25 protein-coding genes are annotated in these 20,945 nt (G+C 70.2%); 4 read left to right on the top strand and 21 right to left on the bottom strand.

The features are described 5' to 3' along the window. Positions 1-26 precede the first annotated feature (26 nt). The 3 genes from hemC to P0W64_RS19440 form a co-directional block, all read right to left on the bottom strand. The gene (gene hemC, locus P0W64_RS19450; protein ID WP_275481829.1) at positions 27-965 is read right to left on the bottom strand and encodes a hydroxymethylbilane synthase; all 939 of its coding nucleotides are present in this window, start codon (positions 963-965) and stop codon (positions 27-29) included. Continuing rightward, positions 958-2,292 carry a glutamyl-tRNA reductase gene (locus P0W64_RS19445; protein WP_275481827.1) on the bottom strand — a complete coding sequence of 445 codons (1,335 nt, stop codon included), beginning with the start codon at positions 2,290-2,292 and terminating at the stop codon, positions 958-960. Before P0W64_RS19445 ends, hemC begins: the two co-directional genes overlap by 8 nt. Before the next feature lie 208 nt (positions 2,293-2,500). Next, the gene (locus P0W64_RS19440; protein WP_275481825.1) at positions 2,501-2,776 is read right to left on the bottom strand and encodes a glutaredoxin family protein; all 276 of its coding nucleotides are present in this window, start codon (positions 2,774-2,776) and stop codon (positions 2,501-2,503) included. A gap of 88 nt (positions 2,777-2,864) precedes the next feature. On the opposite strand from P0W64_RS19440, the gene P0W64_RS19435 reads away from it, so the two are divergent. Further along, on the top strand, positions 2,865-3,896 hold the full coding sequence (locus P0W64_RS19435) for an HAD-IB family hydrolase (RefSeq protein ID WP_275481823.1): 1,032 nt from the start codon (positions 2,865-2,867) through the stop codon (positions 3,894-3,896). Positions 3,897-3,922: 26 nt separating this feature from the next. Here P0W64_RS19435 and P0W64_RS19430 read toward each other — a convergent pair whose 3' ends face one another. From P0W64_RS19430 to P0W64_RS19390, 9 genes are all read right to left on the bottom strand, one after another. Next, the gene (locus P0W64_RS19430; protein ID WP_275481821.1) at positions 3,923-4,981 is read right to left on the bottom strand and encodes a lysophospholipid acyltransferase family protein; all 1,059 of its coding nucleotides are present in this window, start codon (positions 4,979-4,981) and stop codon (positions 3,923-3,925) included. Next, the gene (locus P0W64_RS19425) at positions 4,978-6,042 is read right to left on the bottom strand and encodes an NAD-dependent epimerase/dehydratase family protein (RefSeq protein ID WP_275481820.1); all 1,065 of its coding nucleotides are present in this window, start codon (positions 6,040-6,042) and stop codon (positions 4,978-4,980) included. The genes P0W64_RS19430 and P0W64_RS19425 overlap by 4 nt, the downstream gene beginning before the upstream one ends. A 102-nt stretch (positions 6,043-6,144) precedes the next feature. Next, positions 6,145-6,246 carry an AURKAIP1/COX24 domain-containing protein gene (locus P0W64_RS19420; protein WP_003402602.1) on the bottom strand — a complete coding sequence of 34 codons (102 nt, stop codon included), beginning with the start codon at positions 6,244-6,246 and terminating at the stop codon, positions 6,145-6,147. A gap of 131 nt (positions 6,247-6,377) precedes the next feature. After that, positions 6,378-6,623 carry a helix-turn-helix domain-containing protein gene (locus P0W64_RS19415; RefSeq protein WP_275481819.1) on the bottom strand — a complete coding sequence of 82 codons (246 nt, stop codon included), beginning with the start codon at positions 6,621-6,623 and terminating at the stop codon, positions 6,378-6,380. A gap of 130 nt (positions 6,624-6,753) precedes the next feature. Then, on the bottom strand, positions 6,754-7,548 hold the full coding sequence (proC, locus tag P0W64_RS19410) for a pyrroline-5-carboxylate reductase (RefSeq protein WP_275481818.1): 795 nt from the start codon (positions 7,546-7,548) through the stop codon (positions 6,754-6,756). A gap of 15 nt (positions 7,549-7,563) precedes the next feature. Beyond that, complete coding sequence (locus P0W64_RS19405) at positions 7,564-8,415, bottom strand: thioesterase family protein (RefSeq protein WP_275481817.1); 852 nt, start codon at positions 8,413-8,415, stop codon at positions 7,564-7,566. 48 nt (positions 8,416-8,463) lie between these two features. Continuing rightward, entirely contained in the window at positions 8,464-9,312 is an 849-nt protein-coding gene (locus P0W64_RS19400; RefSeq protein WP_275481815.1) for a sugar phosphate isomerase/epimerase, read from the bottom strand. Positions 9,313-9,319: 7 nt separating this feature from the next. Further along, entirely contained in the window at positions 9,320-10,609 is a 1,290-nt protein-coding gene (locus P0W64_RS19395) for a hypothetical protein (RefSeq protein WP_275481814.1), read from the bottom strand. 111 nt (positions 10,610-10,720) lie between these two features. Then, entirely contained in the window at positions 10,721-11,656 is a 936-nt protein-coding gene (locus tag P0W64_RS19390; protein ID WP_275481813.1) for a Ppx/GppA phosphatase family protein, read from the bottom strand. Positions 11,657-11,735: 79 nt separating this feature from the next. Here P0W64_RS19390 and P0W64_RS19385 point away from each other — a divergent pair, with 79 nt between their 5' ends. After that, positions 11,736-12,551: a hypothetical protein gene (locus P0W64_RS19385; RefSeq protein ID WP_275481855.1), complete on the top strand. Its 816-nt coding sequence runs from the start codon at positions 11,736-11,738 to the stop codon at positions 12,549-12,551. Here the strand turns inward: P0W64_RS19385 and P0W64_RS19380 are convergent. From P0W64_RS19380 to P0W64_RS19345, 8 genes are all read right to left on the bottom strand, one after another. Then, positions 12,548-13,048 (bottom strand): cysteine dioxygenase, encoded by a 501-nt coding sequence (locus tag P0W64_RS19380; RefSeq protein ID WP_275481811.1) that lies wholly within the window; start codon positions 13,046-13,048, stop codon positions 12,548-12,550. The genes P0W64_RS19385 and P0W64_RS19380 overlap by 4 nt on opposite strands. A 123-nt stretch (positions 13,049-13,171) precedes the next feature. Beyond that, positions 13,172-13,537: a rhodanese-like domain-containing protein gene (locus P0W64_RS19375; RefSeq protein ID WP_275481810.1), complete on the bottom strand. Its 366-nt coding sequence runs from the start codon at positions 13,535-13,537 to the stop codon at positions 13,172-13,174. Then, entirely contained in the window at positions 13,534-14,223 is a 690-nt protein-coding gene (locus P0W64_RS19370) for a response regulator transcription factor (RefSeq protein WP_275481809.1), read from the bottom strand. Before P0W64_RS19370 ends, P0W64_RS19375 begins: the two co-directional genes overlap by 4 nt. Continuing rightward, the gene (locus tag P0W64_RS19365; RefSeq protein WP_275481854.1) at positions 14,220-15,359 is read right to left on the bottom strand and encodes an ATP-binding protein; all 1,140 of its coding nucleotides are present in this window, start codon (positions 15,357-15,359) and stop codon (positions 14,220-14,222) included. The genes P0W64_RS19370 and P0W64_RS19365 overlap by 4 nt, the downstream gene beginning before the upstream one ends. 142 nt (positions 15,360-15,501) lie before the next feature. Next, positions 15,502-15,786, bottom strand: coding sequence for a GNAT family N-acetyltransferase (locus P0W64_RS19360; RefSeq protein WP_275481808.1), 285 nt, complete (start codon positions 15,784-15,786; stop codon positions 15,502-15,504). Positions 15,787-15,948: 162 nt separating this feature from the next. Then, positions 15,949-16,695, bottom strand: a complete 747-nt coding sequence (locus P0W64_RS19355; protein WP_275481807.1) for a phosphoglyceromutase — start codon at positions 16,693-16,695, stop codon at positions 15,949-15,951. A gap of 14 nt (positions 16,696-16,709) precedes the next feature. After that, positions 16,710-17,498, bottom strand: coding sequence for an LLM class F420-dependent oxidoreductase (locus tag P0W64_RS19350; protein ID WP_275481806.1), 789 nt, complete (start codon positions 17,496-17,498; stop codon positions 16,710-16,712). Next, the gene (locus tag P0W64_RS19345; protein ID WP_275481805.1) at positions 17,495-18,706 is read right to left on the bottom strand and encodes an MFS transporter; all 1,212 of its coding nucleotides are present in this window, start codon (positions 18,704-18,706) and stop codon (positions 17,495-17,497) included. Before P0W64_RS19345 ends, P0W64_RS19350 begins: the two co-directional genes overlap by 4 nt. 88 nt (positions 18,707-18,794) lie before the next feature. On the opposite strand from P0W64_RS19345, the gene P0W64_RS19340 reads away from it, so the two are divergent. Beyond that, positions 18,795-19,712 (top strand): LysR family transcriptional regulator, encoded by a 918-nt coding sequence (locus P0W64_RS19340; RefSeq protein ID WP_275481804.1) that lies wholly within the window; start codon positions 18,795-18,797, stop codon positions 19,710-19,712. On the opposite strand, the gene P0W64_RS19335 is transcribed toward P0W64_RS19340, so the two are convergent. Continuing rightward, a complete protein-coding gene (locus P0W64_RS19335; protein ID WP_275481803.1) occupies positions 19,706-20,497 on the bottom strand; it encodes a methyltransferase domain-containing protein in 792 nt (263 codons plus the stop codon). The two genes, P0W64_RS19340 and P0W64_RS19335, sit on opposite strands and share 7 nt — an antisense overlap. A 34-nt stretch (positions 20,498-20,531) precedes the next feature. On the opposite strand from P0W64_RS19335, the gene P0W64_RS19330 reads away from it, so the two are divergent. Next, positions 20,532-20,945 (top strand): ATP-binding cassette domain-containing protein (locus P0W64_RS19330; protein WP_275481802.1); only part of this gene is annotated, 414 nt, incomplete at its 3' end.

Here is a 20,945-nt window from a genome sequence, read left to right as displayed (position 1 = left end):
TTTCGGCCGGGTGGTCGGGCTCCGCTCTACTCGGGTGCGACGGCGATCAGATCGCGCGCGCCCAGGTCGAGCAGTTCCCGCGCCAACGCGATACCCAGCGCGTCGGCGTCGCCCAGCGGACCGACCGCGGAGGCCTTGACCGAGTCGGAGCCGTCGTGCGCGAGCGCTATGCCCCGCAGCGACAGCTCCTCGTAGATCCGACCGTCGTCGTCGAGTGATTCGACGACGTCCGCGATCGCACCGACGGGCGCGGTGCATCCCGCCTCCAGTTCGCCGAGCAGAGCCCGTTCGGCCGTTACAGCCGCCCGGGACGCCGGATCGTCGAGTCCGGATAGGACGCGATGCAGGTCGGCATCGTCGCGTCGGCATTCGACAGCAAGGGCACCCTGGGCGGGCGCCGGCATCATCTGTACCGGATCCAGTGCCTCGGTAACCGCTTCGCGACGACCGATTCGCACCAGACCGGCGAGAGCGACGACCACTGCGTCGAGCTCACCGTCCGCTACTTTGCGCAACCGAGAGTCAAGATTGCCTCTTAGGGGCCGGATTTCCAAACCCAGACCCAGTGCGGTAAGCTGCGTGGCCCGCCGCGGGCTGGAGGTGCCGACGACCGAGCCCGCCGGAAGCTCACCGAGTACCATGCCGTCACGCGCGACCAGCGCGTCCCGGGGGTCCGCGCGCGTCGGGACGGCGGGCAACGCCAGGCGCTCGTCGGGCGCGGTGGGTAGGTCCTTGAACGAATGCACGGCCACATCGACGGTGCCCTCCGCGAGCGCGTCGCGCAGCGCGGACGTGAACACCCCGATGCCGATCTTCTCGACGGGATCGGAGCTCGAGTCGCCGGGCGTCTTCACGATGACCAGTTCGGCAGGGTGCCCGGCTGCGATCAGTGCGTCGCGCACGGTTCCGGCCTGAGTCAGGGCCAGCAGAGAGCCACGCGTGCCGATACGGATGGGTTCAGGCACGCGGTTCCTCGGTCGTCTCGGCCGCCGACACGACGCCCGTGGCGCCCGGTGCCAGCTCGAACAGCTCGCGCAATGCCGCCGCATACGAGTCGCCCTGCGGAGTCGCTGCGAGGGCCTTCACGCGGACGGTCGGCGCGTGCAGAAGCTTGTCGACTACGCGGCGCACCGTCTGCGCCACCTCGTCGCGGTGGTCGCCCTGCATGCCCGGCAGGCGCGCGTCCAGGCGCAGCAGCTCGGACTCGACCACCTCGGCCGCGCGGCGACGCAGAGCCGTCACCGTCGGCGTCACCTCCGCGCTGCGCTGAGCCGTGAGGTACTGGGTGAGCTCGTCCTTGACTATCAGGCGCGCCTTCTCGGCGTCCTCCTCAGCGGCCTGCGCGCCGGGCTCCCGGGCCAGCGCCTCGATGTCGACCAGGGTGACACCCGGGAGCCCCGCGACCGCGGCATCGACGTCGCGGGGTAGGCCCAGGTCGCAGACCACGAGCTCACCGGACCCGGCGGCGCGGGCAGCGAGGGCGGAATGCACGTCTGCCAGCGTCACCACCGAGCCGACGGCGCCCGTACAGGCGATCAGCACGTCGGCGTCGGTCGTGGCGGCGACGAGATCGTCGATGGATCCGCTGCGCGCCGCCGCGATGCCGGCCTCGACGGCCGCCGTCGCCAGTCGCTCGGCCTTCTCGACGGTGCGGTTGAGGACCGTGATGTCCCGCACGCCCGCGCGAGCCAGGTGCGCGACGGCGAGCGAACCCATCGCCCCGGCGCCGATGACGACGGCCTTGCCTACACCGCCTTCGCCGAGGACCTTCTCGGCGCGCTCGAGCGCGACGGACACGACCGACGCGCCCGCGCGGTCGATCCCGGTGTCGGTGTGGACGCGCTTACCGACGTGCAGTGCGCGCTGCGCGAGATCGTGGATGACCTTGCCCGCGACCTGCTCCTCGTCGGAGGCGGCGTATGCGGACCGGATCTGGCCGAGGATCTGCTGCTCGCCGACCACCATCGAATCGAGGCCGCTGGCCACCGAGAACAGGTGGTGCACCGCGGCCTCGGAGTAGCGGACGAATGCGTGCTGCGACAGTTCGGAGAGCGCGAGACCGGAGCGCCGCGCGAGGATCTCACCCACGGCTTCGAGGGCGGGGTGGAAGGCCTCCACGACTGCGTAGATCTCGACGCGGTTGCAGGTGGTGACCACCATGGCCTCGTCGATATGCGGGGACTCGAGCAGCTGGTGCAGCACCTTTGGGCGGTCGGTCTCGGTGATCGCGAGCTTCTCGAGCACAGGCACGGGGGCACTCCTGTGTGACGCTCCGAACAGAAGTACCGACACGCTCGCCGCTCCCTTACAACCGATGAAGTCACCTTCGCTGGCAGCCGCCGCCCGGGGTGCGGGCCGCACAAGAACCCGCCGCCTACGCGGTGTAGTACAAACGGTACCCCCTCGAGGTGTGGAACCGGAAAACCGTGAGGGCAGGCTCACCGTGCCAGGCGCTTCACCGTCCGACCCGCAGGCCGCCCCACCCGGCGCTCGGGGCGCCCTACCCGACCCGCAGGCGCGCGACGTCCGCACGCAGGCGCGCGCCGTCGACCTCCCCGTACGAGTGCTCCGCGCCCTGCAGCAGCACGACGGGGAGGGTGTCGCCGTACTCCGCGCGCAGCTCACGGTCCTCCGCGACGTCCACGTCGACGACCTCCAGTACCGCGCCGAGTTCTACGCAGAGGTGCTCCAGCTCGGCGCGCGCACGGACACACATCGCGCACCCGTCGCGCGTCAGTAGGGTCACCACCGGGCCGTCGGTCGCTTCGGACTCCATGTGTGGAGTGTCCCACTCCGCGTCCGTGTCGCGCGGCTAAGGTTGGGGACGAGTGTGCAGGTGGATATCGACTCCGCGGGAGGTTGCCGTGTCAGAACCCGGTCCGGGCCCCGAATCAGGCGAGAACGACCAGGCGGCCGGCGCGGACAACGAGTCCGTCCGCGATTCACAGGCCGACACCGGCGGCGGGCAGGCCCGCTCCGGCGGCGCGCCCACGTGGTGGTCGCACGGGTCCCGCGAGTCGAGCGAGGAGCACCGTCGGCAGAGCCAGGCCGGTGAGGCGAGCGCCGATGCCGCGCATTCGATCCTGATGGAGAACGTCGACCCCAAGGACCGTGACGAGCCGGTCCCGCCGGACCTCACGGCCGCGGCCTTCTTCGACGTCGACAACACCATGGTGCAGGGCGCTTCGATCGTGCACTTCGCGCGCGGCCTCGCGGCCCGCCAGTACTTCAGCTACGGCGACATGGCGAGCGCGATGTGGGCGCAGGCCAAGTTCCGCCTCACCGGCAAGGAGAATTCGGAGGACGTCTCCGCCGGCCGCGACAAGGCACTGTCCTTCATCGCCGGGCGATCCACCGAGGAGTTGCGGCTGCTGGGCGAGGAGATCTACGACGAGGTCATCGCGGACAAGATCTGGCCCGGCACCCGGGCGCTCGCACAGATGCATCTCGATGCGGGCCAGCAGGTGTGGCTGGTGACCGCGACCCCCGTCGAACTCGCGCAGACCATCGCCACGCGCCTCGGCCTCACCGGGGCGCTGGGCACTGTTGCGGAGTCGGTCGACGGCGTCTTCACGGGCCAACTGGTCGGCGACATCCTGCACGGGCTGGGCAAGGCGCACGCCGTCCGGTCGCTGGCCATCCGCGAGGGCCTGAATCTCAAGCGCTGCACGGCGTACAGCGACTCGCACAACGACGTGCCGATGCTCTCGCTGTGCGGCACAGCCGTCGCCATCAACCCCGACTCAGCCCTCCGCGAGGTCGCGCGGGTCCGCGGCTGGGAGATACGCGACTACCGAACCGGCCGGAAGGCCGCACGCATCGGTGTCCCCACGGCACTCGGCGTCGGCGTCGCCGCCGGCGGCACGGCAGCGGCGATCAAGTACCTCCGCAAGTAGCCGCGCCATTCCGAAGGCGTGGAGCGTCAATAGTCCTGGAAGATGTTCTTCCGGCGTGCGAGGACGCGGTAGAGGGACTGCTGGATGGTCTCGCGGACGTTGTCGGTGAGCTCGAAGACGACCATCGGGTCGTCGGCATCGGCGGCACCGTATGTGTCCGTCGGGATCGGCTCGCCGAACTCGATATGCCACTTCGACGGCAACGGCACCATTCCCAGCGGTCCCAGCCATGGAAAGAACGGCGTGATCGGCGCGTATGGAAGCCCCAGCAGCCGCGCGACGGGTTTGACGTCGTACAGCATCGGATACGTCTCCTCGGCGCCCACTATGGACACCGGGATGATGGGCACCTGCGCGCGGATCGCCGCCGTCACGAAGCCGCCGCGGCCGAACCGCTGCAGCTTGTATCGATCGCGATACAGCTTGCCGATGCCCTTGAACCCCTCGGGCCACACCGCGACCAGCTCGCCGCGTGAGAGCAGCGCCTCGGCGTCCGCATTGCAGGCGACGGTGGCGCCGAGCTTGCGCGCGACCTCGCCGACGACGGGATACTCGAACGCCAGGTCTGCAGCGAGCAGGCGGAGGTGACGTTGCTGCGGGTGGTTGTCGTGGACCGCCACGGCGGACATCAAGCCGTCGAGCGGGATCACGCCGGAGTGGTTGGCCACGAGCAGCGCGCCGCCCTCCGAGGGCAGATGTTCGATGCCGGCCGTGTCGACCCGGAACCACTTGTCGTACACCGGCCGCAGCGCCGGCAGAAAGACCGCATCCGTGAGGTGCGGGTCGAAGCCGAACTGGTCGATGTCGTAGTCACCCGTGAGGCGTTCGCGCACGAAGGCGGCACCCTCCGCGACCTGGTCGGCAGCGCGCGTCCGCCACGCGCGCTCGGCCTCTGCTCCGGCCAACGCATCCGACTCGGGCTTGAGCGGATGCACCGTCGCCGATCGCCGCGCCGTCCGCTCGCCCGCCAGCGCGGATGGATGCCGCTGCTGCGCGCGCTCGCGACCGGTCGCGCGCCGCGCGGTGTCGATCGACACCGGCAGCTGCAGGACCTTCGCGTGCTGTCCGGTCTGTGCCTTAGTCATCTGGTCCCTACCGTAGCCAACCGTCTCGCCAACGAGACCACCCGCTGTTCCACAGCCGTTATCGAATCCACACTGATTGTAGGTTCCATCGGTGCCCTGCGCGTGGCGTCCTCCATTGCGGCGCGCGTCGAATAACGCGGCACGAAGCCGAGCTCGGCCATGGTGCGCGAGGTGTCGAATGCGTTGCCGAACGTCAGGTACGCCAGGTGCGCGCGCGGACCGGAGAACGAGGCGCGCCCGCGGATCGCGCTGACCGTCAGTCCGAGGGCGGGCCGCAGCACCGGCAACTCGATGCGGCCCGCGATGCGGATGGCCTGGGACATCGAGATCGCACCGTCGCCGGCGACGTTGAACGTCCCCGGCCTACCCGCTACCACGGCGCGCTCGAGCGCGCTGAGCGCATCCTCCTGGTGCAGGAGCTGCAACCGCGCGTCGCGCCCGAAGATCGTCGGCACCAGGGGCCGCTCGAACAACGACCGGAACATGGTCTCGACGTCCGGGCCGATGATGGGCGCGGTGCGCAGGATGGTGAGCGCGATGTCCGGCCGCCGACGCGCCATGCTGCGGGCGTACGCTTCGGCGTCCAGCAGGTCGCGGGCGTGCCCGGGCGGGGCGTACCCCGTCACCGCATCCTCGGTCAGCAACGACGGTGCCTTCGCCCGTGAGCCGTACACGTGGGTCGACGAGCGCATCACGACGCGCTTCACGGTCTCGGACTTCTGGCAGGCGGCGAACACGCGCATCGATCCGAACACGATGGCGTCCTTGGTCGCGGCGGACGGCCAGTGGTCGTCGGTGATGGACGTGGCAGCGTGTACGACCGTGTCCACCTCGTTGGTGGCCATGATCTTGCCGAAGATGTGACTGCGGTAGTCGGCACGGATGAACTCGGCGGGCTCCATGCGGCGCCGCATGTCCTTGGTGGGCGGCACGGCGTCGACGCCGATGACGCGCTCGATATCTGGTTGCTGGGCCAGGCGGCGGACCAGGTAGCCGCCGATGAAGGTGGAGGCGCCGGTCACCATCACCACGCGTGGCGCGGGCACTGGGGCGTCGGTCATCGGCTCACCCTACCGAGATACGCGAGAACCCGCCCGATGCCGGGCGGGTTCTCGCGGAATTCACACGTTCGGTGATCGACCGGGGCCGACGGCGCCGATGCGCTACTTGCCGAGCTTCCTACGCTGCACCCGGGTGCGGCGGAGCAGCTTGCGGTGCTTCTTCTTCGACATGCGCTTGCGGCGCTTCTTGATCACTGAACCCATGGGTTCCTCACGTTCTGCATCTCGTACTGGGGCAACAGGCGCGGTCGCCGGACCCGGGACGTGCCGGGTAGCGGCTGCGCAGCAGCTCTCTACCCTACCCGCCCGCCGGGCCCTGGCGAAATCCAGGCGGCCTACCCTGCGTCGAAGTACGACGTCTGCAGGTAGTCGTGAACCGCCTTCTCGTGCACTCGGAACGAGCGGCCGACGCGGACCGCGGGCAGCTCGCCATTGTGGACCAGCCGATACACGGTCATCTTCGACACTCGCATGAGCGTCGCGACCTCCGCCACGGTGAGGAACGACGAGCCACCGCCCGACTCCACCGGCGACAGCTCGGCAGGCTTCTTGCTTCCGGTATCCAGATTCCTGGGTGCCATCTACTCCATACCTCCGGCACGCGTCGCGCCGCCGGCTTCCCCTCCGGCGGACCAGACACGCACGTGCTTCGTGCAGCTTAGCGGTACCAGTGGTGAAATTGCGACGGGAGTGAGCTGATCGATTTCTCGATCAGCTCACTCCAAGCTCCGCCGACCGCTCCGCGCAGGCTCGCGTCGCCGAATAAAACGCAGGTCGAAGCCCATTTTTCTCGAGCTCGCGGACTGCGGCCGCAGTCGTGCCGCCAGGCGAGGTGACTCCGGCCCGCAGCTCGGTCGGGCTCTGAGAAGTCTCAACCATTAGTGCACCTGCACCCTCGATAGTGCGCGTCGCGAGCAGACTCGCCTGGTCTCGGGTGAGGCCGAGGTCCACTCCCGCGTCGATCATCGCCTCGGCCACGAGGAAGAGGTAGGCCGGCCCCGAACCGGAGAGTGCGGTCACCGCGTCGAGCTTCGACTCGGGCACTACGAGCACCTCCCCCACCGACGACATGAGCTCGACGACGGTGGCGACATGTGCCTCTGTGGCGGCCGCGCCCCCCGCGACGCCGCTCATGGCTTTGCCGACCAGCATCGGGGTATTGGGCATCACCCGCACCACGGCGGTGCCGTCGGGTAGCGCCGCCTCGAACCGCCGCAGCGGAACACCGGCGGCCACGGACACCACGAGCGGCACCCCGGCCGCCGCGATCGCGGGCAGGACGGAGTCCACGACGTCGGGCTTCACCGCAACGACCACGACGTCGGCACCTGCCAGGCCCTCATCCGCGGCGGTCACAGCGTTGACACCGTGGCGCTCCGCCAGCTTCGCGCCACGGTCGGCGGAGTGCTCGACGACGGTGAGGGTCCCGGGCTCGTGGCCTGCGGCGATCAGCCCGCCGAGCAGGGCCTCCCCGATCCGGCCGCCACCGATCAGCGTGAGATCCATACTTCTCGCTCCTCCTCAGTCCTTCGGCAACATCGCCAGCTGCCGGGTGCTCGCCACGACGTGTCCCGCCGCGTCGACGATCAGGTGGTCCTCCTCGAACCAGCGCTGCCCTACCACGGCCGACGATGCGCGAAAGCGCAGCCACCCGGGCGCCGGTACACGCCGCACGGTACCCGTGAGCTGCAGCGTCGGCGCCCACCCGTACATCGACAGGTTCGCGACCACCGGCACGGAGATGTCACCGCACAGCAGCGCGAAGAGGGCGTCCGACAGCCCGCCGGAACCGCCGGACTCGCGCAGCCGGACCCAGCCGCGGGTCTCCGCGGCACCCTTCTCGCCGCGCAGGAATTGTGTCGCCGACGCGTCGTACCGTACGTCCGCGGCACCGGACACGTGGAAGATCTGCGCCATCGGGTTGTCGCCCTCGACGGCGATCGCGTCCTCCGCCGGCTCGGGTGGCAGGAAACTCGACGAGCCGTCGTCGTAGCGCGGCTCGCCGTCCTCGGGCTCGGCGAGCGTCACCGATGCCCGCACGCTGGCCCGCGTGCCGTCGCCCTGGAACAGCTCCACATCGACCGCCGAGGTGGTCCTGCCGCGCTTCACGACCCGCGTACGCAGGACGACCTCACCGGGATCCGGCGCTGACAGGAAATCGGCCGCCACGACGGCCGGCAGCGCAGTCGGAGAAGCTCCGTCGCCCGCTCGGTACGCCGCGGCCGCCGCGGAGGCGCACAGTGCGAGCATCGCACCGCCGTGCACCTTGGGTCCGACTGTCCACGTGGGGTCGATGTTCGCGATGTAGTCGACGGTCCCGTCCGGGCCCGCGGGTCGTTCGGTGACCGCGATGAGGTCGGCGAAGCTCGCCACGTCGGTGCTCTCCTTAAACTTCAGGTCCCACCCTGCCGCGGCGCGGGATCAGCCGCCGGCCAGGTGCCCCCGGGCGAACGCCAGGGCCTCCCCGAGCATCGCACGGCGCTCGTCGGAGTTCTTCGCCGAGCCCGTCCCGATCTCGAGGATCACGTGCCCGCTGAAGCCCCGCGAGAGCCGACGCAGCACCTCCGCGCACGGCTGCGCACCGCGGCCGGGCAGCAGATGCTCGTCGACCGAGGCTCCGAGGCCGTCCGTGAGGTGCAGGTGGCACAGGCCGTCACCCATCCGGTCCATGAGGGCGAGGGCGTCCATCCCCGCCGTCGCCGTGTGCGAGAGGTCGAGCGTGTAGTGCGCGAAGCCGACGTCGGTCGGGTCGATGGACGGGGAGAACGCCGACAGCGCGGGCCCGGGGTCGCCGCCGCGCCGTCGCAGCCGCTCGGCCGAGGTCTCGAAGCGACCGAAGAAGCCGTCCAGCCGGATCGGGAACATGTTCTCGACTGCCACCGCGACCTCGGTGTCGTCCTCGAGACTCGCCACGAGGTCGGTGAACTGGTCGGCGTAGCGGCGCTGCCAACGGAACGGCGGATGCACGACCACGGTGTCCGCGTCCAGATCCTCGGCTGCGTTCACGGCCCGGGCCAGCTTGGCGGCGGGGTCGTTGCCCCACACCCGCTGCGAGATCAGCAGGCACGGCGCGTGCACGGACAAGACGGGGACGTCGTATCGCATCGACATGCCGGCGATCTCCGCGACGTCCTGCGTGGCCGACTCGGCCCACACCATGAGCTCCACGCCGTCGTAACCGAGTTCGGCCGCGTAGCGGAACGCGGACTCGACCTTCTCCGGATAGACCGATGCGGTGGACAGGCCGACGGCGATCGGTCCGCCCGACATCGCCGCGCTACGCCGAGCGGGTGGAGAGATACATGAGCAACGGGCCGAACGTGATCACGAGACCCACCAACAGCGCGAGTCCCAGGGTCAGAAGATCCGTCGTCTTCCGCAGGAAGTGCGTGAACGTGACCAGCGCGATGATCACCACGAACGCGAGGATCACCGTGAAGATCATGGTGGCCGCGCCGCCGCCCCAGCTCCACAGCTGCAGGAATCCGAAGAACACCGCGGCGCCCGCGGCCAGGCCGAGCACGACCTCGCCGAGCAGCGCGAGCCAGCCGAGCGCGGTGCGTCCGCGCGCGGGCTTCGCGGGGGCCTCCGCGACCGCGTCCGTCGCACCGGTGCCCGCGGGGTGCTGAACATCGGGGTATTCGGCGGCGTACGCGCGGGCCGCCTCGACATCGGAGCCCTGGAGGTCCTCCGTGGGCGCGTCGCCCTGCGCGATACGGCTCAGCGAGAACGACGCGGTATCGGGCGCGTGGCCCGCGGTCTGCTCCGTCGCCTCGGCCGACGGCGGCTCACCCGCCCCCGCACGCTCCGCGACCGAGGCGGTGCTGAAGTCGGCCGTCGCCATGCCGGGGCCCGACTCACCGCCCCAGTTCGACCACGCCTGCGCGGGCGCGTCGGGCGTCTGGGGCTCGGGGGCGTGAGCGTCGGGCGTCTCCGGCCGGCGCGTTGCGAACACCCCTGTGTCGGGGCCCGACGGGTCCGCGGCGGCCGCTTCGAACGCTGCTGTGTCGAATCCCTCGACACGCGACGCACGCCGCGGCGGTTGCTGCTGTCCGGTGTGCTCGGCCTGCCCACCGTGCTCGCTCGCCGGGCCCACTCGATCCTGGACGTCGGTCTCGTGGTCGTCCGTCTGGTGGCCACCCGCCTCATGCGGGTCGACCTCATGCGCGTCGACCTCGTGGGCCTCGGGCTCAGCCGCGACCTCCGTGACCTCGACGTCCGTGACATCGGCATCGCGCACTTCGGTGACGTGCTCTGCCGGCGCCTCGTCCGTGACCTCGGCCTCGATCGGCTCTCCGGCCACGGGCTGGGCGGAGGCGGCGGCAGGTGACTCGGTAGCGGGCTGTGCCTCGGCGGCCTCGGCGCCGTCGGACGCGGGCTCGCCCTCCTCGCCGTCCTTGACGACGGGGATCTCGCCGGTCAGTTCGGCGACGGTCACGGAGTGCTCCCCGCCGCGATGCCGCCGCCCGCGCCTGCCGGAAGCGGGTGCCTGATCGGATCCGCCGCTTGCGGCGGCGTTCCGTGCCAGGAGTTCCGCAACCGAGATCGGCCGCGAATCGTCAGTCATGCGTGTCACCGTCCCTGTTGTGTGCAGTCAAGCCCGATCTTTCGGCAGTGTATATCGACGGCGCATCCATCCCACGCCGCGGACACACCGTGTCCGTACCCGAACCGGCGTCTAATCCTGACCGGCGCTGGTATCGAGGCGGCGCAGGATCACGCCCTCGCGCAGCGCCCACGGGCAGATCTCGAGCGAGTCCAGCGACAGCGCGCGCATCGCCGCCTCGGCCACGAGGGCGCCCGCGACCAACTGCCCCGCCCGGTCCGAGCTGACGCCCTCGAGCTCGGCCCGGTCGGACGCCGTCATACGCGAGATGAAAGCTATGAGCTGGCGCAATCCGGACGCCGTGAGCGTCCGCTTGACCCTCGGACCGGCCGACGACGGCGCCGCACCCGTGAGGCGTGCGAGCGAGCGGAAGGTCTTCGAGGTGCCTGCCGCGAGGTCGGGGGCCCCGGCGTCGCGGATACGGGCCGCGGCGGGCGCGAGCTCGGCGTCGAGCCAGTCGCGGAGCACGTTCACGCGGCGCCGGCCCGGCGGGTCGTCGTGCAGCCATTCCCGGGTGAGTCGCCCCGCGCCGAGCGGCAGGGACAGGGCGACATCGGGCTCCTCGTCGACGCCGTTGGAGAGCTCGAGGGACCCGCCGCCGATATCGAGATCGACGATCCGGCCCGCGCTCCAGCCGTACCAGCGGCGCACGGCCAGCGCCGTGAGGCGCGCCTCGTCGGTGCCGGACAGCACGGACACCTCGACCCCGGTGGCCGTCTCGACGTCGGCTAGCACCTGATCGCAGTTGGTGGCGTCGCGGACCGCGGACGTCGCGAAGGCCATGACCTGCTCGCAGCCCGAGGTGGTTGCGATCTCGGTGAATTCGGCCACCGTCGAGGTGAGCTGCTGCGCCCCGGCAGCGGACAGCGCGCCGTGCTTCTCGATCTTCTCCGCCAGCCGCAGAGTGGCCTTCGTCGAGCTCATCGGCGTCGGATGTCCGCCGAAGTGTGCATCCACGACCAGCAGATGAACCGTGTTCGAACCGATGTCGAGGACGCCTAGTCTCACGCGCACAATTTAACTGCCGCCCGGCGCGAGCAGAGGCGGCGCCCCCGGATTACCGTGGACTACCGTGACCGACCTGCCGATGCCTTCGGTGCGCCAGCCCGCGCCCGAGGTGGATCTCGACTTCCCCAGGGAATGGTTGGAATTCGTCGACCCCGCCGACCCGGAGCATCTCATCGCCGCCGACCTGACATGGCTCCTGTCGCGGTGGACGTGCGTCTTCGGCACGCCCGCCTGCCAGGGCATCGAGCCCGGCAGGCAGCCGGACGGCTGCTGCACGCACGGGGCGTTCCTGTCCGACAAGGACGATCGGAAACGCCTGAAGAAGGCAGTCGCGATGCTCACCGACGAGGACTGGCAACTGCGCCGTAAAGGCCTTGGCAAGAAGGGGTACCTGGAGGAGGACGAGCTCGAGGACGAGCCCGCGATCCGCACGCGGCGCGTCGACGGTGCCTGCATCTTCCTCAACCGCCCGGGCTTCGAGGGCGGCATCGGCTGCGCGCTGCATGCGATGGCGCTGCGCAAGGGCCTCGAGCCCCTGACCGTCAAGCCCGACGTGTGCTGGCAGCTCCCCGTGCGTCGTACCCAGGACTGGGTGACACGACCCGACGGCGTCGAGATCCTGCGGACCGTCATCACCGAGTACGACCGGCGCGGTTGGGGCCCGGGCGGCGCAGACCTGCAGTGGTACTGCAGCGGTTCCCCCGATGCCCACATCGGCGCGCAGGAGGTCTACATCTCCTATGGTCCCGAGCTGACCGAGTTGATCGGCGAGGAGGCGTACGAGTTCCTGGCGCGCGAGTGCGCCGCACGCCGAGACCACCTCGTCGCCGTGCATCCCGCAACAGTCGCCGCCACAGAGCGTCTCGACTACGACATCAAGTACGTGGAGATCTAGGGCTCCGGCCGGTCGGTGAGCTCGCTGCGCACGCGCCGCAGACGGCCGTCCCGTACGTCGTAGTAGGACATCGCCGTCAGCGGGGGCGAGTACGCGTGCACGGACAGCGTCGGCGGCAACGAGGGTGCGACGGCGCCGTCGACCGCCGAGGCGTGGCGCGTCACGTCGTGCACCCAGCCGAGGGGGAACTCGGCCCCGTCGCCGACGCCGAGTCGGCGCCGGCGCAGGCCGCTTCCGTTCCAACTGACCTCGGACAGCGCACCGGCCACCACGGTCAACGCGCCGAGGGAACCGGCGTGGTCGTGGAGTTCGGTCGAGCGGTCCGGCACCCACGAGATCAGCCAGACATCGTGCTCGTCGTCCGCGTGCAGGCGCTCGGCCCAGCGCTCGGTGCGCGGCCACTCCCCGGGTCCGTACCGGCCGGCGCGAACGTCGTCGGCGTACCCCGCGGTGCGCGCAAGCAGGTCGGTAAGGGTCAACGTGGTCGGCGCGGTCATGGCGCCAGGGTGCGCCGGGACGGCGGCGCGGGGAAGGTTTGCGGTCAGCGTGGTCCAGATCCCGCTATGCGAGGCCCGGGCACGCCGTACCGGCGCCTGCTGGAGCCGGCATCCTTACCGGCGTCAGGCCACGCCCGCGGCGCGCATCGCCTGGAATCCGCCGACCACATCGGTGGCCCGTGCCAACCCGACGGCCTGCAGCGACGCGGCGGCGAGCGAGGACGCGTAGCCCTCCGAGCACAGGATCAACCAGCGGGTGTCGGCGGAGCCCGCCTCGGGGATCCGGGCGTCGGACGCGGGATCGAGCCGCCATTCGAGCACGTTCCGCTCGATCACCAGAGCGCCGGGCACGTCGCCCTCGGCGGCGCGCTGCGCAGCGGGCCGGATGTCGACGAGCACCGCGCCGGCGGCGATCTCGGACGGCACGTCGGCCGCCTCGATCCGCTGCAGACCGGCGCGCGCCTCGGCGAGCCGGGTGTCGATACTCACGGCTCGAGCTTGTAGCCCAGGCCCCGGACGGTGACCAGGTGCTTCGGATTCGCCGGGTCGGACTCGATCTTCGAGCGCAGGCGCTTGACGTGTACGTCGAGGGTCTTGGTGTCACCCACGTAATCCGCTCCCCACACGCGGTCGATGAGCTGCCCCCGGGTGAGCACGCGACCGCTGTTGCGCAGCAGGTACTCGAGCAGGTCGAACTCCTTGAGCGGCAGCGTGACCGGCTCGCCGCCGACGGAGACGACGTGGCGCTCGACGTCCATCCGCACCGGCCCGCCCTCGAGCACACCGTCGTCGAAGTCGTCTGCGGATTGACTGTCGGCGCCGCGCCGCAACACGGCCCGGATACGGGCTATGAGCTCACGCGCCGAGTACGGCTTCGTGACGTAGTCGTCGGCTCCCAGCTCGAGGCCGACCACCTTGTCGATCTCGGTGTCGCGCGCGGTGACCATGATGACCGGCACGGACGAGCGGGTGCGGAGCTGCTTGCACACGTCGGTCCCGCTCATGCCGGGGAGCATGAGGTCGAGAAGGACGATGTCGGCGCCGGCCGAGTCGAAGTGACGCAGGGCTTCGGCACCGTCGCCCACGACGGTGGTCTCGAAGCCCTCCTTGCGGAGCAGGAACGCGAGCGGGTCGGCGAGGGACTCCTCGTCTTCGACGATCAGAACGTGTGTCACCGGAGCACTTCCTCGTTGTGGCTGGGGTGGGTCTCGGTCGGGTTCGGGTCGGTCGGGCCGGCGGCCGCGGGCAGGACGATGGTGAACGTCGAGCCCGTGCCCGGCTTGCTCCAGAGCTTAATGCTGCCCCCGTGGTTGGCCGCGACATGCTTGACGATCGCGAGCCCGAGTCCCGTTCCGCCGGTCATCCGGGAGCGCGCCTTGTCCACGCGGAAGAAGCGCTCGAACACCCGCTCCTGGTCCTCTGCCGCGATGCCGATGCCGCGGTCGGTGACGGCGATCTCGACGGTCGACCGGCCCGAGACGGTGCGCTCGCGGCGGCTGATCGACACGGTGGTGTTCTGCGGCGAGTACGCGATCGCGTTGGAGATGAGATTGGACAGCGCCGTGAGCAGCAGCGTGTCGTCGCCGCGGACTTCGAGACCCGACGGCTCGTCGACGAGCAGGGTGATGCGGTTCGCCTCGGCCGTCGTCTGGGCCCGCGCCACGGCCTCCCCCACGACGTCGTCGATATCGACCACGCCCAGGTCGGGAAGCCGCTCGGCGCCCTGCAGCCGCGAGAGCGCGATCAGCTCGTTGACCATGTTCCCCATGCGCGTGGATTCGGTGAGGACGCGCGTGCCGAAGTGCGCCACCGCTTCCGGGTCGTCGACCGATTCCAACAGGGCCTCGGACAGCAGGCCGATCGCGCCGACGGGCGTCTTGAGCTCATGCGAGACGTTGGCGACGAAGTCGCGGCGGGTGGCCTCGAGGCGTTGGGTGTCGGTGTCGTCGTCGGCATAGACCACGGCGTACCGCTCGACCGGGCCCCCGGGCAGGGCGGGGCCCGAGATCAGCTGGACGCTGCAGCGCACCGCGACCTCCGAGCGATCGGACGCGCGCCGGGACACGAAGTCCGCCGTCGCGGGACGGCCGGTGTCGAGTGTGCGCTTCGACGCCTGCCACACGCGCTCGTCGACGAGCTGGTCGCGCACCAGCGAGTACTCCTCCGCGAGCCGATTGAAGACCAGGACGTCGCGGAAGCGATCGACCACCATGACGCCGCCGGGCGCGGACTGCACGACCGCCTCGAGGAGCTCGGCGACGGTCATGCGGTCGGCGTCGAGCTCCGGCGGGCGCGGGCGGCGCTCGACCATGAGTCGGATCAGCCACCCGACCACGAGGCCCATGGCTGCCGCGGCCACGCAGAAGGCGATGGTCACGTGCCGGGAGTCTACTTAGGGACGGGAGACATGGCTATCCGAGGGTCCCGCCGCGTGGGACCGGGTAGGGACGCGACTACACGGACGTCATATCGGCGTACTCGGGATGCTTGGCCACGTAGTCCGCGACGTAGGTACAGACGGTACGAGCGTGCTTGCCCTCCGAGCGGATGTCGTCGAGCGCGTATTTCGCGAGCTGTGCCGCGTAGCCGTTGCCGGCGTACGGAGCCTGAACCACCGTCGCTGTGAGCACCCGCACGTCGATCTCGTCGAGGTAGTCGATGTAACCGGCCTGATCGCCGTCGACGGTGAGCACGTAGCGCTCCTCCGAGGGAGAATGGGATACCCGCACGTCCGCCATCTTCGTCCACCTCCGCTTGTCATACGCCGCCGTTGTGGCGCCTGCCACAACGTTAGTCGGGGACACCATGCGACCGCCGTCAGAAACCTATGACGAAGCTGATAACCGAGAACGGCCGCCCCGCTTCCGGATCGGTAGGGGCGGCCGCGTCGGGGAGCTGCGCTACTTGGCTCCCTGGTTCGCGACGGCCGCCGCCCCGGCGGCCGCGGCCTCGGGATCGAGGTACTCCCCACCCGGATTCGCGACGGAGCCGTCCTGATCGAAGCGGTACACCAGCGGGATGCCGGTGGGGATGTTGAGGCCGGCGATGTCCTCGTCGGAGATGTCGTCCAGGTGCTTCACGAGCGCGCGCAGCGAGTTCCCGTGCGCGGCGACGAGCACCGTACTGCCCTGCGCCACGACCGGCTCGATGATCGCCTGGTAGTACGGGACGAATCGCTTGACGACGTCGAGCAGGCACTCCGTGACCGGCACCTGCGGCAGCTTGGCATACCGCGGGTCGTTCGTCTGGCTGTACCGGTTGTCGGCGTCGATCGCGGGGGGCGGGGTGTCGTAGCTGCGGCGCCAGAGCATGAACTGCTCGTCGCCGTACTGCTCCTTGATCTCGGCCTTGTCGAGGCCCTGCAGCTTGCCGTAATGGCGCTCGTTGAGCCGCCAGTCCCGGATCACCGGGATCCACAGACGGTCGGCCTCGTCCAGTGCGATGTTCGCGGTGGTGATGGCTCGACGCAGCAGCGACGTGAACAGGACGTCCGGCAGCAGGCCCGCATCCTTCAACAGCTGACCGCCGCGCTGCGCCTCCGCGCGTCCCTTGTCGGTGAGTGGCACGTCGACCCACCCGGTGAACTGGTTGGAGGCGTTCCACTCGCTCTCGCCGTGGCGGAGCAGGATCAGGGTCCCGTAGCTCATGCGTAGCAGCTTAGTCACGCCTGCCCGTCGCGCCAGCGCACCAGTGCGTCGATGACGGTGTAGTCGTAGTCGGGGGCCGCGAGGTTCACGGTGAACTGCCGGACACCCTCGGCGAGCAGCTGATCCGCGAGGGCCAGCACCTCGTCGGCGTCGTCCCCGCGAAGGCCTGCGGAGTGCTCGATCTCCTTCGGGTCGCGTCCGATGTCCGCGCAGTGCCGCGCCAGAACCTCGGACTTGTGCCGGTAGCTCGCGACGTCGACGAAGTAGTGCCAGGCACTCGCATACTGCGCCACGTAACGCAGCGTCTTCTTCTCCCCTCCCCCTCCGATGAGGATCGGGATGTCGCGCAGTGGAGCGGGATTCAGCTTGCCCCAGCGCGAGGTGATGCGCGGCAGGGCGTCACCCAGGTCGTCGAGACGACTGCCCGCGGTGCCGAATTCGTAGCCGTACTCGATGTAATCGCGCTCGAACCAGCCCGACCCGATACCCAGGATCAGGCGCCCGTCCGAGATGTGGTCGACGGTGCGCGCCATGTCGGCGAGCAGGTCCGGGTTGCGGTAGCTGTTGCAGGTGACCAGCGCGCCGATCTCGACGCGCGAGGTCTGCTCGGCCCACGCGCCGAGCATGGTCCAGCACTCGTAGTGGGTGCCGTCCGGGTCACCGCTGAGTGGATAGAAGTGATCCCAGTTGTAGACGATGTCGACGCCGGCGTCCTCCAGGCGCACGACGTTGTCGCGGATCGCCTGGTAGCTGGCGTGGTGTTGGGGGACGAACTGGACTCCGATGCGGATGTTGTCGGTCACGAATCCACCCTACGGCCGCGGCGCAGAACCAGCCCGGCGAGCAGCAGGGCGGCGAGCACCGCCACCCCGACCGAGCCCACTATCCCGCCCCACCCGGCCGCTCCGAACGGGAGTCCGGCGGCCGCGCCCAGCACCGACGAGCCGACGTAGTAGCAGAAGAGGTAGGCCGAGGACGCCTCGGCGCGGTGCTCGGTGGCGATCGCGGACACCCATCCGCTGGCGACGCTGTGCGCAGCGAAGAAGCCGGCGGTCAGCACGGCGACGCCGAGCAACACCGTCGGGAGCCACACGGGGACCGTGAGCAGCAGGCCGGCGCCCATGGTCGCGATGCCGGCCAGCAGCACCGTCCGGCGCCCGACTCGGTCGGCGAGACGTCCCGCCGCCGCCGATGACCACGTCCCGGCCAGATAGATGAGGAAGACCAGCCCGACCACGCCCTCGGGCAGCGAGAAGGGCGCGGCCAGCAAGCGGAATCCGAGGAAGTTGTAGACCGAGACGAACCCGCCCATAAGCAGGAACGCCAGGGCGAACAAGGTGGCGAGGGCAGGGGTACGCAGATGCCCGACGACGCCACGGAGCGTTCGCGTCAGCGATGTCGGGCGCGGATGGAAATGCTTGGAGGTGGGAAGGTTTCGAATCAGCACGAGCGTCAGCAGTGCGGCCAGGCCCGCGAACACCTCCATCGCCCAACGCCAGTCCACGAGGTCGAGTCCGCACGCCGTGACGACGCGGCCGAGCAGGCCGCCCACCGTCGTGCCCGCGACGTAACGTCCCATCGCGGCGCCGAGATCGCGCCCGTCGACCTCCTCCGCCAGGTACGCCATCGCGACGGCGGGCACCCCGGCGAGCGCGATGCCCTGCAACGCTCGCAGCGCGAGGAGGACGGGCATCGTCGGCGCGAGTGGCACCAGCAGGCCGAGCGCGACGGCCAGCACGGCGGACGCGGTCATCACTCTGGTACGTCCGTACCTCTCTGATAGCCCACTCACCGGGATGATCGCCAACGCCAGCACGCCGGTGGTGGCGGAGATCGCGAGGGCCGATACCGCGGGAGCGACGCCGAACGTGTCCGTGAGGGCCGGCAAGACCGCCTGCGTCGAGTACATGGACCCGAAGGTCGTGAGGCCCGCGACGAACAGCGCGAGCGTGATCCGCCGGTACTCGCGCGTTCCCGCGCGGATATGGCTCGTGGATTCGACGGCGGTCATAGGGACGACGGTGCACCCTCGCCAGCCATGCGGGAAATGCATTGTTTTCGGCCTTTCGATAGCATCGGCGCATGAATGCAGGTGGAGCGTGAGCACCCACGACGAGCTCGTGCGCTTCATCACACTGGCCGAGTACGCGCACGTCACCGACGCAGCCGCGGAGCTAGGGGTGGCGCAACCGACACTGTCGCGGATGCTGGCGCGGCTCGAGACCGAGCTCGGAGTCCCGCTGTTCGACCGCGAGCACGGGCGGCTGGTACTCAACGCGCACGGTGAGGTGTACCTGGACCACGCGCGGCGGGCCCGGGCGGAGCTGGACCAGGCACGAGCCGAGATCGCGGATCTGGCGAGCCCGTCGCAGGGGACGGTGCGACTGAGCTTCCTGCACTCGTTCGGCGTATCCCTGGTGCCGAGGCTCGTCTCGGGATTCCGGAAGGTCGAGCCTCGGGTGCGGTTCCAGCTCTCACAGTTCGCGGCGGGGACGGTGACGGAGCGGGTGCTCGCGGACGAGGCCGACCTCGCCGTCGTGTCCCCCCGGCCTGCGACGGGGGCCGTCGCGTGGCGACGGCTCTCGGAGCAGCGCCTCGCGCTCGCCGTACCCGCCGACCACGCCCTTGCCGGTCGCTCGACCGTGCACCTCGCCGACGCTGCGGACTGCGAGTTCGTGACGATGCACCCCGAGTTCGGGATGCGACGAATCCTGGAGGAGCGTTGCGCCGCAGCGGGGTTCCGTCCGCGCATCACGTTCGAGAGCTCGGAGCTGTTCACGATCGCAGGGCTGGTCGCGGCGGGCTTGGGCGTGGCCCTCATGCCGATGGAGGACGACCCCCTGCTGCCCGCTGGTCTGCGCCTGGTGCCCCTGTCTGGGCCCGCGCCGACGCGAGACGTCGGGATCATCTGGCGACCGGAGGTTCCTCTCCCCCGTGCGGTGCGCGCCTTCCGCGACTATGCCCTCGAGGAACACGGTCCGGATCTCGGTGGCAGCGGCAGGGCAACGCCCTATTGAGGGTGCCCACCCGCTCCGGCCGACAAACGGGCCACTCCGTGCCGGGTGGCCACGGCGAAGACGCGACGGAAGGGCAGGACCGTCGCTGGCGCACCGCCGATCTCCGTCTTCGGGTAGGCATCACGAAGCGCGGCTTTGTATCTCGCGACGAAATCCGGCCGATCGGCGTCCGAGAGCGCCTGCAGATAGGGGCGGGCGCCGGTGCCCGACACCCACTCGAAGACAGGGTCCTCACCACGCAGGACGTGGCAGTACGTGGTCTCCCACGCGTCGACGTCCCAGCCGGGGCGGGCGAGGTCGGCCAGGTATTCGCCAGCGGTCGCGACCTCGAGCGGGCGGACGTCGCGAACCCCGAACTCGGCACCGATCTCGCGCATGAGGACGTGTGAAGGCGAGATGTGGTTGCCCGGCACCTGGAACGCGAAGGCCTTCGACGCCGAATCGGCAAGACGCGGAAGAAGCGCGCGATGGCCCGGAACCCACTGCAGCGTGGCGTTGGTGACGACCACGTCCGCGCTCCCATCCCACGTGGCGACGTCGCCGATCTCGAACTCGACCCCCGGTTCCACAGCGCGGGCGCGCTCGATCATCTCGGGGCTCGAGTCGACCCCGACGATGCGCGCATCCGGCCAGCGCCGCCGCAGCGGAGGCACGTCGTTGCCGGGGCCGCACCCCAGATCCGCGACGGTCTGCGCGTCCACCGGGACCCGCGCCAGCAGGTCGATGAACGGCCGGGTCCGCTCGTTGCCGAACTCCAGGTACTGCGCGGGATCCCACCTCGTCATGGGCTCAGTCTGGCACGGGGATACGCTCGGCGCCGTGTGTGATTCGGGTTCGGAACATTCGGTGTTGGAACTGCGGGGCGTCGACCTGGTGCGCGCCGGCCGCGCACTCCTCGCAGGTGTGGACCTGACGGTCCGCCGCGGCGAACACTGGGTCCTACTGGGCGCCAACGGCGCCGGGAAGAGCACCTTGCTCACGCTGTGCGGCGCGGCGGGACACCCCACCCGCGGCACCGTCGACGTCCTCGGCAAACGCCTCGGCCGCGTCGACATGCGCGAACTGCGCACCCACATCGGCCACGTCAACCCCCGCCACCGCCTCGACGTACCGCTCACCGTCCGCGACGTCGTCCTGACCGGCCTCACCAACACCCCCGAATTCCCGCCGCGCTGGGCACCCACCGCCGCGCAACAAGCCCACGCCGACGACCTCATCGGCGCGCGGGGCAAG

The sequence above is a fragment of the Tsukamurella sp. 8F genome (genome assembly GCF_029167375.1).
In the GTDB taxonomy this organism is placed as follows: Bacteria; Actinomycetota; Actinomycetes; order Mycobacteriales; family Mycobacteriaceae; genus Tsukamurella.
Note: the sequence above shows the minus strand (reverse complement) of the source record. Positions and strands in the feature narration are given on the sequence as shown.